Source organism: Terriglobus sp. YAF25, assembly GCF_052113305.1.
In the GTDB taxonomy this organism is placed as follows: domain Bacteria; phylum Acidobacteriota; class Terriglobia; order Terriglobales; family Acidobacteriaceae; genus Terriglobus.
In genome coordinates, this window is record NZ_JBFRCY010000006.1 from 1 (window position 1) to 16,431 (window position 16,431).

8 protein-coding genes and 1 pseudogene are annotated in these 16,431 nt (G+C 58.6%); 4 read left to right on the top strand and 5 right to left on the bottom strand.

Going from position 1 to position 16,431, the window contains the following annotated elements; genetic code table 11:
• Both AB4043_RS00480 and AB4043_RS00485 read left to right on the top strand, forming a co-directional pair.
• Positions 1–181: pseudogene (locus AB4043_RS00480) on the top strand (aminotransferase class V-fold PLP-dependent enzyme); the annotation flags it as partial.
• Positions 182–276: 95 nt separating this feature from the next.
• The gene (locus AB4043_RS00485; RefSeq protein ID WP_442301480.1) at positions 277–2,565 is read left to right on the top strand and encodes a GH92 family glycosyl hydrolase; all 2,289 of its coding nucleotides are present in this window, start codon (positions 277–279) and stop codon (positions 2,563–2,565) included.
• A 147-nt stretch (positions 2,566–2,712) separates the two neighbouring features.
• On the opposite strand, the gene AB4043_RS00490 is transcribed toward AB4043_RS00485, so the two are convergent.
• The 4 genes from AB4043_RS00490 to AB4043_RS00505 form a co-directional block, all read right to left on the bottom strand.
• Positions 2,713–4,170, bottom strand: a complete 1,458-nt coding sequence (locus AB4043_RS00490; protein ID WP_442301479.1) for a GH1 family beta-glucosidase — start codon at positions 4,168–4,170, stop codon at positions 2,713–2,715.
• 154 nt (positions 4,171–4,324) lie between these two features.
• On the bottom strand, positions 4,325–5,149 hold the full coding sequence (locus AB4043_RS00495; protein WP_442301478.1) for a glycoside hydrolase family 16 protein: 825 nt from the start codon (positions 5,147–5,149) through the stop codon (positions 4,325–4,327).
• A 199-nt stretch (positions 5,150–5,348) separates the two neighbouring features.
• Positions 5,349–7,193 (bottom strand): alpha-amylase family glycosyl hydrolase, encoded by a 1,845-nt coding sequence (locus tag AB4043_RS00500; RefSeq protein ID WP_442301477.1) that lies wholly within the window; start codon positions 7,191–7,193, stop codon positions 5,349–5,351.
• Between the two features lie 73 nt (positions 7,194–7,266).
• Positions 7,267–10,674 carry a carboxypeptidase regulatory-like domain-containing protein gene (locus tag AB4043_RS00505; RefSeq protein WP_442306315.1) on the bottom strand — a complete coding sequence of 1,136 codons (3,408 nt, stop codon included), beginning with the start codon at positions 10,672–10,674 and terminating at the stop codon, positions 7,267–7,269.
• 260 nt (positions 10,675–10,934) lie between these two features.
• Here AB4043_RS00505 and AB4043_RS00510 point away from each other — a divergent pair, with 260 nt between their 5' ends.
• Together AB4043_RS00510 and AB4043_RS00515 are read left to right on the top strand one after the other, a co-directional pair.
• Complete coding sequence (locus tag AB4043_RS00510) at positions 10,935–13,115, top strand: winged helix-turn-helix domain-containing protein (RefSeq protein WP_442306316.1); 2,181 nt, start codon at positions 10,935–10,937, stop codon at positions 13,113–13,115.
• Between the two features lie 121 nt (positions 13,116–13,236).
• The gene (locus tag AB4043_RS00515; protein ID WP_442301474.1) at positions 13,237–15,645 is read left to right on the top strand and encodes a glycoside hydrolase family 31 protein; all 2,409 of its coding nucleotides are present in this window, start codon (positions 13,237–13,239) and stop codon (positions 15,643–15,645) included.
• Between the two features lie 238 nt (positions 15,646–15,883).
• Here the strand turns inward: AB4043_RS00515 and AB4043_RS00520 are convergent.
• The coding region (locus AB4043_RS00520) for an enolase C-terminal domain-like protein (RefSeq protein ID WP_442306317.1) at positions 15,884–16,431 on the bottom strand (548 nt) is incomplete at its 5' end.

The following is a 16,431-nucleotide window of genomic DNA, read 5'->3' on the forward strand; positions in this document are numbered from 1 at the left end:
GGGCTATACACCGGCAGAATTAATGAACGCATTGTTCGACCGCTACAAGATTCATACGGTCGGCATCGATTATGAGGGAGTGCGCTGCATCCGCGTCACGCCCCACGTTTACACGACGCTCGCGGATCTGGACCGCTTCGTCAATGCCATCGGCGAACTCGCCGCCGGCAAAAAAGCTTAGACGTTTCCTATCGGGCAGGGCAGGTTCATAGCCTGCCCTGCCTTGCCATGCGCCATCTCTCACCGCTCCACGATCCTGAAGCCACTGTGATACCTATGTCCCGACTGATCCCACTCGTTGTTGCCTCCCTGCTTAGCCTTCCCTCTTTCGCCCAGACCACGCCGGAAGACCTGGTGCATCCGCTCACCGGGACACAGAACGAAGGCCAGACCTATCCTGCCGTCGGCGTCCCTTTCGCAATGACCCACTGGACGCCGCAGACGCGTGCGGGAGAGATCAAGTGCATCGCGCCGTATTACTTCCCCGACACACGGATCCAGGGGCTTCGCGCCACCCACTTTCTGAGCGGGAGCTGTGTTCCTGACTACGGCAGCGTGGCCCTGATGCCCGGCACCGGCACATTGAAGACAGACGCGGTCGAACGCTCTTCCAGCTTTGATCGCAGTAGCGAACATGCCACTCCCTATGTCTACACGGTCGATCTGCCCGATGCTCACGCAACCGCGTACGTCACCGCCACCTCGCGCGCGGGCATTCTTCGGTTCACCTTCACTGAAGATGCGGCCGATGGATGGGTGGTCTTTGAGAACAATGCCCGCGCCGGCGAGGGCTGGGTGAATGTAAGCGCGGCCGGAAAAGAAGTAACGGCAGAGGTGCCGATCCGCCGCGAGTACGCCGGCTCCGGTAAGTCTGCTGGATATAGCGCCTGGTATGTTGCCGAGTTCGACCATCCGGTCACCTCGGCCGGAACGTATATCGGCGCCCAGGCGCATGACGGCGTTACGAAGCAGGTTGGTGACGGCAAGCCCGCAGGCGTCGTTGTTGTTTCGAAGATGATGACCTCCACCGGTGGAGCTTCGGCTGCGGCTGCCACGAATCCGGTCTCGGCTCCTAGGCCCGGCTTCGGCGCATATCTGCACTTCGGCGCCGTCCATAAAGGAGAGACCATTACAGTACGCGTGGGAAGCTCGTTCGTCTCTGAAGCGGAGGCGCGGCGCAACCTTCACGCAGAGATTGCCGACTGGGACGCCAAACGTATCGAGACTGTTGCGCACAAGGCATGGCACGATGCGCTGGGCCGCATCCAGATCGCCGGCAACGACCCGGCTAAGACCGTCTTCTATACCTCGCTGTATCACGCCATGCTGCAGCCCCGTACATACAGTGACGTGAGCGGCACGTATCCCCGCTTCCACGATCATGGAACGCCGGAACATGTGGCTGCCGGCCAGACACAGTTCGATGACTTTTCGGTGTGGGATATCTTCCGCGCCCAGGCTCCGCTGATGATGATCCTCGATCCGAAGCTTGAAGCCTCGATGCTGCAGTCGATCATTACCAAGGGAGAGCAAGGCGGTTATCTGCCCATCTTCCCGGCGTGGAACAGCTACACCTCCGAGATGGTCGGCGACCACTCAATCTCCATGATCGTCGATGCATGGCAGAAGGGTATCCGTGGTTTCGACACCGAGAGCGCCTACAAGCTGATGCGTAAGAACGCACTGACCATGCCGCAGGATCGCGCCGAGTATCTCGACGGCAAAGGCCGCCGCGGCCTGGACTCCTATCTGAAGTACGGCTATATCCCGCTGGAAGATCACATCGATGACGCCTTCCATAAGAACGAACAGGTCTCGCGCACCCTGGAGTATGCCTACGACGACGCCATGCTGGCCCGCTTTGCTAAGGCCCTGGGACATACCGAAGACGCAGCCCTCTTTGCAAAGCGCGGAGAGAATTGGCGGAACGTGATCGATCCGAAGACAGGCTTCGCGCGCGGACGCAACAGCGATGGATCATGGGCCGCCCCCTTCGATCCAACAGTCCATGTCTCGTGGATCACCGAGGGCCTGCCATGGCAGTACACCTTCTTCGTTCCGCAAAATGTGCCTGGATTGGTGGAGTATCTTGGCGGCCGGGAAAAGTTTGTCGCCAAGCTCGATGAGCTCTTCGCGAAGAACTACTACGAACACGGCAATGAACCCAGCCACCACATCGCATATCTGTACGCGCTGGCCGGAGCCCCGGAAAAAACACAACAACACGTGCGTGCCATTCTGGACAGCCAGTACAAAGATGGCCCCGACGGCCTTGCAGGCAACGACGACGCGGGCCAGATGAGCGCGTGGTACGTACTCAGTGCACTCGGCCTCTACCAGGTATGCCCCGGCGTACCGGTCTACACGCTGGGCGTTCCACGCTTTGACGATGCGACTGTCTCCTTACCCAACGGACAGAAGCTGCACGTGATCGCGAAAGGCGTCGAAGCCGGAAAGTTCACCGTCCGCGAAGTGACCTGGAATGGCAAGAAGATCACGGACTCCCAACTCACGCACGACGCCCTGAAGCAGGGCGGAACCTTACGCTTCGAACTCGCGCAATAAGGTAGAGCTACATGAAAGCCGTGGGCATTCAGCCCACGGCTTTCATGCGTCAGCAGCTTCGCCGCAGGGTGCCCCACCCTCGCAACGCTAGGGTGGGCAGGGATTGCCCCAAGTTTCCTGTCAAAGACAAAATGATTTTATTAATCTCTACCCCAGCGCATTACGCCGAATCACCTCGGCATAAAACTGCGAACTCAACTTTGGAATCCTCTTCTGTGTAGCGAAATCCACATACACAATCCCAAAGCGCTTGCTGTATCCATCCGCCCATTCGAAGTTATCCAGCAAACTCCAGAGGAAGTATCCCTTTACCGGAACACCCTGACTGATGGCACGCTGTAGATGCGTCAGATAGTTGCGGAGATACATCACGCGGTCGGTATCGTAAACGTGACCATCCGCAGCAACCACATCATCCGAAGACGCGCCGTTCTCAGTGATGTACATCTCCTTCACCTTCCAGAGATCGTGAATCAGCTTCGGAGCCCAGTACAAGCTCTCCGGCCCCACGGTCAGCCACGGGCTGGCCATCTTCGGGAACGAGGATGGCGGCGTGATCATCACATATCCCCGCTCACCGGCATCGGCGCGGACATAGGTGGGCGCATAGACGTTAATGCCAAGGAAGTCCAACGGGCTCGCAATCGTACGCAGCTCCTCCGGCGTAAACTTCGGAGCATCGGCGCCGAGCTGCTTCAGATACAGGTCCGTATAACGACCTTCCATGATGACCGAGAGATACATCGCATTCTCTTCGCGGAAGGCCTTACGTGCCGCTGCAATATGCTCTTCCGTCTCGATCGCGGGATTGGTGACAGTCGGATTCTCCGCCAGGCCGACACGCGTACCGCTCGCCGCCTTCGCGCGGATGGCTTGCACAGCCAGTCCATGCCCCAGCACCGCATGATGCGCGATCTGCGCGACCTTTGCGCGGTCCAGGCGCAATCCCGGAGCATGAATTCCCTCACGATAACCGAGCTCGACAAAACTGCGAATTTCGTTGGTCGTCATGAAATGCTTCACGCGGTCTGAGAGCTTGGAGGCCACATACCCTGCGTAGTCCGCGAATGCCTGCGCGGTGTCACGGTTCTCCCATCCCCCCTTGTCCTGCAGCGCCTGCGGAAGATCCCAGTGATAGAGCGTGCAGTAAGGCTGAATCCCAGCCTCCAGCATGGCATCGACCATCTTCTTATAGAAATCAACACCCTGCTGGTTTATCGAACCCGTGCCATTGGGGAAGATGCGTGACCACGACACCGAAAACCGGCAGACAGTAAGCCCGAGATCTTTCATCAGGCGGATGTCATCGCGATAGCGGTGATAGTAGTCGTCGGCCACGTCACCGGTATCGCCGTTATGCGTCTTTCCCTGCGTATGCGAGAAAGTGTCCCAGATCGATGGCCCTCGCCCATCTTCCTTCGCGGCGCCTTCTACCTGGTAGGAAGCGGTCGCAGAGCCCCAGAGAAATCCCTTTGGGAAAGCCAATGGCCGGACGGCAGCGTCCCCAGGAGCTGCTGCGAGTGCATCGACTCCACGGAACGGAAGCGCCGCGGTGGCGGCGCCCAAGAGTTGCGCAAATCTGCGCCGGGAAAAAGAAAGCAACATCTCAGCAAACTCCTTTGAGAGCATTTTCCCTGTTGCAGGGTATCCCGGAATGGGCGTGCCGTGGCGTTTTCATTGCGGAAAACGCCCATAGATGCGGAATCTCTACACTACACCTACAGGGAAAATGCTCCAGCGGTTACGCAAACAGTATGACTTACCGGGGCTGATAGACGCGAACGTAGTCCACAAGCATCTGTTGCGGAAACTGTGTCGTCGCATCCGGACTCTTCGGCCAGTCGCCACCGACCGCAAGATTCAGCAACAGGTAGAAGGGATGATCGAAGACCCAGCGCTTGTTTCCCGGAATACTATCCGTCGTCTGGGTCTCATAGAGGTGGCCGTCTACAAAGAAACGAATCTCGTGCTCATCCCACTCGACCGCATACACATGAAAGTCATCGCTGAACGCTCCGCGAGGCAGCGTATATGCCCCGGTCAGCGGGCTGTCGCCGGAGTAGCGTGGACCGTGCAACGTGCCATGCACCTTCATGGGTTCGAAGCCGACATTCTCCATGACGTCAATCTCGCCGCACGCCGGCCAACCTGCCGCATCAATATCGGAGCCCAGAAGCCAGAACGCCGGCCACATCCCCTGTCCCTTCGGAATGCGGATACGAGCCTCGAAGCGGCCGTACTTCTGTGCAAACTTTCCTTTCGTCTGCAGACGAGCCGAGGTGTATTCACGCGCGATGCCGTCCGTTCCGGTGAATGCCTCTTTGCGGGCCATAATCACCAGATGACCACGTTCCTGGTGAACATTCTCACTGCGGTCGGTGTACTGCTCCAGCTCATGGTTGCCGAATCCACGGCCACCCGTAACGATTGACCACTTTGTCGGATCCGGCGGCGCACCATCAGCACCGTTGAACTCATCGCTCCAGGTGAGCTTCCAGTGGGTGTGAGCAGACGCGGGCGCGGCATGCAGGACAAGACACAGCAGCAGCGCGCCGGCAACGATGGCTGATCCGATGCGAGACATTTGTACCTGACTATAGAGCGTTTTCCCTGTTACTGGGTATCCCGGAAGGGGTGTGCAGCGGCGTTTTCATTGCGGAAACCGCCCATAGATGCGGAAGCCCTACATTACACCCACAGGAAAATGCTCCAGCGGGTTTCAAAAAGATGGGGAACGCCGTAGCGTTCCCCATGGGAGATGCAAGGGAGGGATACAACAGTGGCTAGCGGATGCTGAAGATCGTGACCGACTCCGCTGAAAGTTTGAGCTCGAGCTGCTCGCCGGGAGTGTTAGCAGTGCCATTCCCCAGCAGCATGTCGATCGTCTTGCCACCGGCAAGACTAGTATCGGACGTTGCGAGTTGGATCGACCGGGTCTCCTGCGACCGATTGATCGCGACTACGACTCTGCGTTTGCCATCCGCTGCTAGATTGAGAGCATCGCCACGAACGTAGACCATCGTGTCTTTGTCCGCGAGCAGGACCTGCTCTTCCCCGCGCTGCAGCTCATCGCATCTGCTGCGAAGTGTTGCCAGCTCACGCACCCAGTCATGCATCTCTGCCTGCTGCGCACTCCGGCCGCCGGCGGTAAAGGCGTTCCGGCTATCGCCTGCCCAGCCACCGGGAAAGTCTCTGCGGTTGTCGGGGTCTTCTCCACCGGTCATCGCGATCTCATCGCCGGAATAGATCTGCGGCATGCCCCGCATGGTCAGCAACACCGCAAAGGCAAGCTTGAGCCGCGGCAGCATGGCGCCCTTCTCCCAGAGGAACCGTGTTGTGTCGTGATTACCGAGGAAAGGTGTCAGACGCTCAGGATGTGGATAGAGAGTATCCATGCGTAGCATCTCCGCCAGCTTCGTCATGGGCTCTCCCTTCACAAAGACGTCCCGCAGTGCGAAGTAGCTGGGAAAGTCAAAGGGCGTATCGAGACCGGTATCGATGCCGTTGCGCGTCACTCCTCCGGCAAAGGACGAGACGATCGTTGCATCCGGATTGAAGACCTCCCCCAGGGTCGTCAGCTTTGGATACAAGCTGTGTAACTGCGCGTGAAAGCCATACCAGAAGCTGCGGCCAACATACGGGAAGGTGTCGAGGCGAAGTCCATCGGCTCCAGTCATCTCCGTCCACCAGACAGCGTTCTGAGTCAGGTACTGCGAGACCACAGGATTCTCCTGGTTCATATCGGGCAGGATGTCGGCAAACCATCCCTCAGTGACATTCTTCTGGTCGCGCCAGGAGGCATGCGGATCAGTCAGCGGCTTGAAGTCTCCCTGGGCCACGCTGTGCTTTGCACGGGTGCCGTGAAACCAGTCCGGCTCGGGCTCATCCTCCACCCACGGATGTTTCGGGCCGACATGATTGGGCACCGTATCCAGCACCAGCTTCATACCACGCTGATGCAGCGCAGCGCTGAGGGCCTTGAGATCGTCCATCGAACCATAGTGCTCGTCGACGGCGTACATATCGGTCGCGCCATAGCCGTGATAACTGTCGGCCTCATGATTCTGATAGACCGGCGTCAGCCAAAGCGTCGTGATGCCAAGCTCCCGCAGGTAGTCAAGATGCTGCATCACACCACGCAGATCGCCGCCATGCCATCCGCGAATCTTCTCACGATCGCCCACTGTATCGTTCGATATATCTCCATCGGCGAAGCGGTCCGTCATGATGAGATACATCACGTCTTTCGACGAGAATCCGGCGAAGCCATCAGAGGCACTACGCCGCGCAAGAAACTTGTATGTACCGCTTCCCTTTCCAGCCGTATTGCGAGCCGAAATAGTGACCTCTTCTGCTTTCTGTGGCGAAGCGCTCAGCCACAACTCCGCCCAGTGACCATTGGGCGAACTCTTAACTTGCGCAATGCGTAGGTGTGCATCGCTCAGCGTGAATGTCGCGTGGCTGAGATTCTCACCCTTCACCAGCAGCATGGCTTTGGACATATTCGCCCACCAGTTGGGTGGATCGATCTTTTCGATCTTAGGTGCGTTCTGCGGTGCGTTCTGCGCGTAGGCCGCAGCCGCACACCACGCGACACCCGCAGCCCATGCACGTATCTTCCAGTTCACTTCCGCCTCCATATCATAGAGAAACGAACGGCACCGCCCTCTCGCGGTGCCGTTCCAGCTGCATCAGGGTTGATTAGAAGTTGATGTGTCCCGCGAGCTCGAACTGACGCTCGGAGTACTGGCGGATGCTATTGATGGTTCCGAAGTCGGCCTGCGAGGCATTCGTCTGCGGATTGCTGAACTGCGGATGATTGAAGACGTTGTACGCCTGTGCCCGGAACTCAGCCTTCACCCGCTCCGTAATGGAGAAGTTCTTGAAGACGGAGAAGTCCACCTTGTTGTAGCCAGGACCGGTAAACTTGTTACGGCTCAGCGTGCCGATGCGGGTGTACATGCCGGCTGCATTGGTCGGAGGCGCCTTCACTACCGCATTGAAGAACGTCTGGTTGCCAGTATTGGTAGCACCGGTGATCCGCGAACGGCCTACCTTCTGGAAGGAGATGAGGTCGGGACGCATATCGATGGTCCCGCCGGTCAGATCGAGGTCAATCGGTGTACCGCTGGCAAAGGACATAATCGTGTTGGTCTGCCATCCGCCAATCACTTCGTCCAGCGCACGGTTCATGCTGCGGCCAAAGGTGCGGCCACGTCCGAACGGAAGCTGATACAGAGCGCTCGCCGTAAAGACATGACGCTGATCCTGATCACTGTTGCCGTAATTAGCGCGCAGGTTAGGACCACCGGAGGTAATAAAGACACGCGACCCAGCGCCGGAAGTGCCCGTCGCAAACGCGCCGTTTGAGTTATCGAGGGTGTGGGACCAGGTGTAAGCCACAGTCGCGAGCAGCCCAGCCGACATCTGGCGATTCACGAAGATCTGCATGCCGTTATAGTGACTCGAACCTCCCGCGAGGCCATAGGTGATGGTGCCGCGAGTCGGATACAAGCCATTTCCAGTGCCGCCAATCACAGGCGAGTTCAGGTTGAACCACGTCATCAGGTGATCGCTCTTGGTACCGACATACGCCAGGTTGATGCTGGTGGTATGGTCGAGCTGCTGCTGGATCTGCAGATTCCAGYTCTGCGCCATGCTGTTCTGGCTGTTCTTCGGCTGTGCAATCAGACCGACGTTGGTTGGATTGTTCAGATTCACGGAGCCAGGACCGAACTGCGGCAGCGGCAAAGCATTGGTGGCGTGGGCGCTGTTGTTATCCCGCAGTGCGCCCTGGCCCATGAAGGTGACGCGATATCCATCCGTCGCACGATATTCGCTAAAGCCGTTGTAGCCGGGATTGTTGCTCAACTGGTTGCCGACTCCGCCGCGATCGACGAAGTAGAAGATGCCGTAACCGCCACGCAGCGAAGCGCGGCCATTGCCGAAGAGATCATAGGCAAAGCCGAAGCGTGGAGCGAAGTTGTTCTTATCCGTATCGATCAGGCTGCGCGAGTTGCCGTTGGTTCCGGCCACGCGCAGAATACCCGCCGCGACGTCATAGTTGGACTGGTTGTTGTCCTGCTCGTACGGATAGGTATAGAGGTCGTAGCGAAGGCCAAGGTTCAGTGTGAGACGCCGGTTCACCTTCCAGTCGTCCTGGGCAAAGTAACCCGTCTCCCAGCTGAAGGTCTTGAAGTAGGTGCTGGCCGAACCGATGCGGTAATCAGTAAAGCCGGCGAYCAGCTCGCTGGTCTCATAGCCGGTGAAGCGGCCCGTTCCCGGATAGTTCACACCGCCGATGATGAAGTAGCCCTTGGCGTCGTTACCCTGGAAGAAATCGACCTGACGGCGAATAACGTTCGCGCCGAACTTGAAGGCGTGATTGCCATGGGTCCAGCTCAGCGAATCAGCATACTGGTAGGTCTTCTCAGGAACGTTATACGGTCCACCGTCACCGGTGTACTCGATCTGCGTATTGCTGCCGCCGATCAAAGCTCCGCCACCCAGCAGCGCATTGCGGTTCGCATTCACAATGCCGAGGTTCTGCGAGACCGGCGTTCCGAACATTGGAGGAATGTAGCCGAACTGCGGGCGAACATATCCGAAGCGGAACTCATTCACCAGGTTCGCTGTGAAGATGCGCGTATACCCTGCTGCGACACCACGAGGATGGCTGACGTTCGCACCTGACGCAAAGCCGGCCGGCAGATTTGTGAACTCGCTGTTGACGTCATAGTTGTCCTGCCCATAGCTGTAACGGGCAAAGACCGAATCCTTCTGCGAGATGCGGAAGTCGATGCGGCCGTCAAAGTCGTTGAAGTTGCGAATCTGATTGCGCACCACATAGTAGTTGTTGATCAGGCCACCGCGCGAAGGCAGCGGATACGCATTCAGGTAGTTGGTCGCAGCCTTCGTCTGGCGTGCTGTTGGAATCACGTTGTTTGTAAAGGGAAGGCAAGTGGTCGGATCGTAAATCGCGCCCACGACCTTTACCGCGGTGCAACCGGTAAGCGTCGCATCCGGGGTCGTCGTGACATCCTGGCCCAGCAACTCGCCAAAGTCACCGGTACGCATACGCGCCGTCGGCACCGTGTGATAACCGGTATCCTGCGGCTGCCGCAAACGAAGCGCCTGGTAGTCGCCAAAGAGGAAGATCTTGTCCTTCCAGATCGGTCCGCCGGCAGCAAAGCCGAGCTGCTTCCTCTGAAAAGAGGGCTTCACCGCAGTCGGGTTGAAGTAGTTCGGACTGGCATCGAAGGCAGCACTGCGGTAGTAGCCAAAGAGAGATCCGTGAATCGCATTGGTACCCGACTTCACCGAGGTATTGATGATCGCGCCGCCGGCGCGGCCAAACTCAGCAGGAGCTACCGAAGTATCAACGCGAAACTCCTGAATCGCCTCAGGCGGAGTGAAGAAGACGATGCCGTTGACCAGCGACTCATTGTTATCCGTACCGTCGAGCAGGAAGTTGTTGGCCTGTTGGCGCATGCCGTTGGCAGAGATAGCGGCGCCGCCGCTGTCGCTGTAACGGAAGGTCTCAGAGTTGCCGTTACGACCGGAGGCATCGCTCGAGAACGCACCGCGCGTCACCCCCGGAACCAGTGTGGCCAACTGGGTAAAGTTGCGTCCGTTGATCGGAAGCTCGGTCACCTGGCGGCCTTCGACTACGGCTCCTGTGGAAGAAGTAGAGAGATTCACAACAGGAGCAGCCGAGGTGACATCGATCGTGGTGCTCTGCGCTCCGGGAGGGAGATGGAAGTCGGCGGCCACCACCTGAGAGACCTGCAGGACGAAGGTCTGTGTGTTCTTGGCGAAACCGGTCATAGTGGCATCGACGCGGTAGTTGCCACGAACCACGGCCGAGAAGTTATAGAAGCCCTCTCCATTCGTGGTCGCCGTCTGTGTCGCGCCGGTGTCGGTGTTGACCAGCGTTACGGTCGCCCCGGGAATCACAGCTCCGGTTGCGTCGGTTACCGTTCCGGTCACACGTCCTGTGTCGGACTGTGCCAGAAGCAAACCGGGGAACAGCATTGCCAGGCAGAGAGCCATGGCGAGCCAAACTCCGGCGAACCCTCTTCTTGTCTCAGGGCTATGTGTCGTCTTCATATAACGTGCCTCCAAAAGGCCGCCTGTTCCTCAACGGATCGGAGTCCGCAAAAATCTGGGAAATTCAGGCTGCGATGCGAACCATGTCGCCTTCGCACCACTCATCGCAATCCACGCTCCGCCTTTTTTCGTTCAATTCTTCTTCATCAGATAACTCTTTATTCCTGAGCCGCTTATATGGATGCGATCAACGACTGTCGGGGTTCGAACCGCGCTGGTTTCACATCGGTGATACAGTCATTGGCGCGAGGTTAAGTACGATGGCATCCACGGTCCAGAGCCCAACCCGGGTATCCTTCGGGCTCTATGAGGCCGATTTGCAATCGGGCGAGCTCTGGAAGGCTGGCCACCGAATCAAAATCCAGAGTCAGCCCTTCAAAGTGCTCAGCATTTTGCTCGAGCGCCCCGGTGAGGTTGTGTCCCGGGAAGAGTTGCAGCAGCGCCTGTGGGGCAAAGACACGATCGTCGACTTCGATCACTCCCTGGGCACAGCTATTAATAAGATCCGCGAAGCGCTGAGCGACTCGGCCGATAACCCAAGATTTGTAGAGACCCTGGCCCGCCGCGGCTACAGGTTTATCGCTCCGGTTACCTATCCTTCCCAAGCCGTAGCACAGGCTCCCGCGACACCGGCAACCGTACCGTCAGAGGCACAAACTTCTACCGCGCCTGCGGAGATCATCCCCGGGAAACGAACATTCTTTTCTCCATCCAACATTCGTCTCGTGCTCTTCGGGGTGGGGTTGATGGCGGTTCTTGCAGCCGCGGGCGTTGGCTTCTATCTAGCCCAGTCTCACGGACGAGGGGAGCCCGACCGCATTACTCAATTGACTCATCACGGTCGCATCTCCCCCGGAGCCCCTGCAATGGAGAGCTTTCCCTCGGCAGCTACCGATGGGGTGCGCATCTTCACCGGGCAGATCGAGAATGGGCGCACGATTCTGTCGCAGGTCTTCGTGAACACCRGCGAGACGATGCCTTTGCCAGTGCCCAGCGAGATCGCTGCTCCATCGCTTGGCGACCTTTCGCCCGACGGATCCAAGTTATTGCTGCGTAGCCATTTGTCTCCGGAATCCGAACAGCCGTTGTGGGTGGTCCCGACCGGCGGCGGGTCAGCCTTACGGGTAGCGAATATCAACGCACACGATGCGACCTGGATGCCGGATGGTTCCGGCATTCTGTACGCTGCCGGATCACAGCTCTCCATCACCCGTCTGCAGGATGGCGCCTCAACCCCGTTCGCCACGCTTCCATTCGGACGGGCGTTCTGGCTGCGCTGGTCTCCCGATGGCAAGATGCTTCGGTTCACCATCCTGGATCCTATCGCCCACACTCAGTCGTTGTGGGAGATGGATGCCAAGTCACGCAAGCCCACACCCCTCCTGGCCAACTGGTCAAAGCCGGCGAACGAGTGCTGCGGCACATGGACCGCAGACGGCAAGTACTACATCTTCCAGTCCTCGCATGACGGCAACTCCGACCTATGGCAGTACAACGGAGGCTCGGCGCCAACGAAGATCACAAACGGCCCGCTGGATTTCCAGGCTCCGGTCGCTGCCCGCAACGGCCACCTCATCTTCTTCCTTGGCCTTGATTCCCGATCGGAGTTGCAGCGTTTTGACGCCACGCGCAGGGAGTTTCTGCCCGAACGAGCCTTCCTGGCCAACGCTAGCCGGGTCACCTACTCGCGAGATTCCCAATGGGTGGCATGGACCGATCCGCAAGGACGGCTATGGCGCGCACGCAGGGATGGAACCGAGAAGATTCAGCTCACCCCGGAGTCGATGCAGGTCTTCCTTGCCCAGTGGTCACCCGACGGCCAGCAGCTCGCCCTGATGGCGCGGCAACCTGGAAAGGCGTGGCAACTCTATACGATTCAGGCAGATGGAGGCAGTCCAACCGCCCTGCTGCAAGAGAATCGCAATGCCGGCGATCCCTCCTGGTCTGCCGACGGAAAGACTCTGGTCTTCGGGCGGGTCACCGACCTGATGGGCATGGAGAGCACCACCCGCAACCTGCAGTTGCTGAATCTGGAGACTCATAAGACCGAAGCGATTCCGAACTCGGAGGGCTACTTCAGCCCACGCTGGTCTCCGGATGGCCGCTACATCGCCGCTATCAGCCTGGACCAGCGCAGGCTGGTGCTCTATGACGTCGCAACGAAGACATGGAAGACGCTGGCCACGACCTCCGTGGCAGATCCGGTGTGGTCGACCGACAGCCGGGCGATCTACCTGCATGCCTTCATGGCAAACACCCAGCCGATCTATCGCGTCTCCATCCCCGATGGAAAGCTGGAGGAGGTTGCCAGCCTGACCAGCTTCCGCACGGGAGATATCGCTGACTACTTCTTCTCCGGCATTACCCCGGACAACGTGCCTCTCGTGCGTGCCCGCACCGCGACCGGAAACCTCTACATGCTCGATCTCGACGGGAAATAATCGGTTCATCTCCTCGCGTTCTCCATTGATTCCAAAAGAGTTAATGGGTGAAGCAGAAATGAAGGACAGTTGGCTCGCGAAGCATTGCGGCGAAGCGTGAGATTTCCGTCTTCTTGCCACCATGCGCACGCGTCTCCTGTCCCTGGTTGCCCTGCTTCTCTCCTGTCTGCCGGTCCTCTCCCAACCCGCGCAGAGCAAACCTCTGCCGAACGGAGGAGAGTTTACGGCCGGGGACAGCACGCTGCGCGTCACCGCACTGCGCGATGATGTCTTGCGGGTGCGTATGTGGCGAAGTGGACATGCACCCGAGGATGCCTCGTGGGCGGTACTTCCCGAGGCGCGAACGGCACAGGTCAACGTCACTCCCACCGTAGGCGGTTTCGAGACCTCCGCTCTTGAAGTCACCGTCGACGACAAACTGCGGCTGGCCGTCACCGATCGCGCGGGACATCTGCTGCAGCAGGACATCGAGCCAGTGCAATGGCAGGGAGACCGCTTCCGCATCTACAAACGGAAGTGGCCCAACGAACACTTCTTCGGCCTGGGAGACAAACCCGGCCCCCTGGACCGCGCCGGACAGGCGTTCACCATGTGGAACACAGACAACTTCGGCTGGCAGGAATCGACCGACCCCATCTACAAGAGCATTCCCTTCTTCATCAGCTTTCAGTCGGGCAACGCGCTGGGGGTGCTTTTCGACAATACGTGGCGGAGCTTCTTCGACTTCGGGCGGGAGATGCCGGATGCGTACTCCTTTGGAGCGCCGAACGGACCGATCGACTACTACCTGATCTATGGTCCCGATCCGAAGAAGGTGGTGGAGGCCTATGCCTGGCTCACCGGCCCGACACCGCTGCCGCCGTTGTGGAGCCTCGGCTTCCAGCAGTCGCGCTATAGCTATGAGCCGGAGTCTCGGTTGATGGAGGTTGCGGATCGGTTGAGAACTGACCATATCCCCGCCGATGCCCTCTACCTCGACATCGACTTCCAGCAGAAGAACCGGCCCTTCACCGTCGACCAGATCAAGTTCCCGAACTTCAGCTCCATGGTCAGCGAACTGGCGCGTAAACAGTTTCACCTGGTGGTCATCACCGACCTGCACATCGCCAAAGCGCCGAACGAAGGCTATTCCCCTTATGACAGCGGCACAGCCGGCGACCATTTTGTGAAGAACCCGGATGGCTCGACCTATGTTGGACCGGTATGGCCGGGACCTTCGGTTTTTCCGGAGTTCACGCAAAAGACCACACGCGAGTGGTGGGGCGGGCTATACAAAGAATTTACTTCACAAAAAGTCGCCGGCTTCTGGAACGACATGAATGAGCCCGCGGTCTTCACTTATCCGACAAAGACAATGCCCGGCGATGTGCAGCATCGCATCGATGAGCCCGGCTTTCAGAAGCGCACCGCGACGCATCTCGAGATCCACAACATCTATGGTCTGGAGAACTCGCGGGCAACCTATGAAGGTCTGCTGAAGCTGCAGCCGAATCAGCGGCCCTTCGTGCTGACGCGCGCAAGCTATGCCGGAGGCCAACGCTACGCTGCAACCTGGACCGGAGACAACAGCTCCACCTGGAATCATCTACGTCAGACTGTTCCACAACTGCTGAACCTTGGACTCAGCGGATTCTCCATGAGTGGAGCCGATGTAGGCGGCTTTGCCGGCTCGCCTTCTCCCGATCTGCTGACACGCTGGCTGCAGCTCGCAGCCTTTCAACCAATCGATCGCGACCACGCCGCTAAAGGCACACGCGATCACGAGCCATGGGTCGATGGACCGCAGCATGAGACCATTCGCCGCCGCTACATCGAAGAACGGTACCGTCTGCTGCCATATCTCTACACCGCAGCAGAGGAGACCTCGCACGACGGCATGCCCATCATGCGYCCGCTCTTCCTCGAGTTCCCTCACGCATCCACAGACGGACATCCAATGGACCTGGACGCAGGCGGTGGAGAGTACATGTTCGGTGCAAACCTTCTGATCGCTCCATCCCCCTCTCCAGAGGAGGTTGCTCCCTACGAGCTGCATCTTCCTGCGGGCATCTGGTACGACTATTGGACCGGCGAAAAGCTCGACCGGCGCACCCAAACAGGGGCGCGCGATCTGGAAATTCGTGATGCTGCTGCAGCGGTAAAACCGATCATGATCACACCAAAGCTGGAAGAGCTTCCGGTGTATGTTCGTGAAGGATCAATCCTCCCACTGGCTCCGCTCACTCAAAGCACCGAAGAGAAACCACAGGGACCCCTGACGCTACGCGTCTATCCGGGCGAGCACTGCAACGGATCGATCTACCAGGACGACGGCACAAGCTTCGCCTATCGCAATGGGCACTCCCTGCGCATGAGCTTCACCTGCGAACAGCAGAGTAACGGCCAGGTACGCATTCACATCGGCCGGCACGAAGGAGACTACCGACCTTGGTGGCATGAGATCCACGTTGAAGTCATCGACGGCACGACCCCAACAAAGACACGCACCGTCGAAGACACCGGCCGCGGCATGGACGTAGTCGTGCAGTAGTTCACGACAACCCATACACTGGGGGCCCCATCCATCGCAACGCGATGGGTGGGATATTCGAGCGAAGCTCGAACCGCCGTTTATCGAAGTAAACTCACCGCTTGATTGTGGGATTGATAACAAAAACGGTTCGCGTGTAACGCGAATGCCCAGGTCCCCGAGGGACACCACCCCAGCGAACAAGTTCGCCGTGGACCCCGGATCTGGGGCACCAGGATACATCGGAGTTACAGAGTTACTACCAGTCCGTCAACGTACCATCCAGCTTCCGCGCAATCGGCAGATACGCGCGCTGATACGGATACTTCGCCGCCAACGCTTCATCAATCTCCACACCAAGCCCCGGAGCATCTCCCGGATGCATATACCCGGCATTGAAGGTATACGCATGAGGGAAGACCTCATCCGTAAGCTTCGTATGTGGCATGTGCTCCTGGATGCCGAAGTTGTGAATCGCCAAACCAAAGTGCAACGCCGCCGCCATGGTGACTGGAGACAGATCCGTCGCTCCATGAAATCCCGTACGCACCTGATATACCGCAGCGAAATCGGCAGCCTTCTTCAGCGCCGTGATGCCGCCGCCATGCACGATGGTCATGCGCAGATAGTCGATCCACTGGTTGCGAATCAGGTCATGCGCATCCCAGAAGGAGTTGAAGACCTCGCCGGTGGCAATGGGCGTCACCGTATGCTCGCGGATAAGACGGAAGGCGTCCTGGTTTTCAGCAGGAGTCGGATCTTCCATCCAGTAGAGATGATAGGGCTCAAGYGCTTTGCCCAGACGTG

Coding starts and splice junctions, on each gene's coding strand:
- AB4043_RS00495 (WP_442301478.1), bottom strand. CDS start 5,149: ATGTCTCGCATCGGATCAGCCATCGTTGCCGGCGCGCTGCTGCTGTGT.
- AB4043_RS00485 (WP_442301480.1), top strand. CDS start 277: ATGTCCCGACTGATCCCACTCGTTGTTGCCTCCCTGCTTAGCCTTCCC.
- AB4043_RS00490 (WP_442301479.1), bottom strand. CDS start 4,170: ATGTTGCTTTCTTTTTCCCGGCGCAGATTTGCGCAACTCTTGGGCGCC.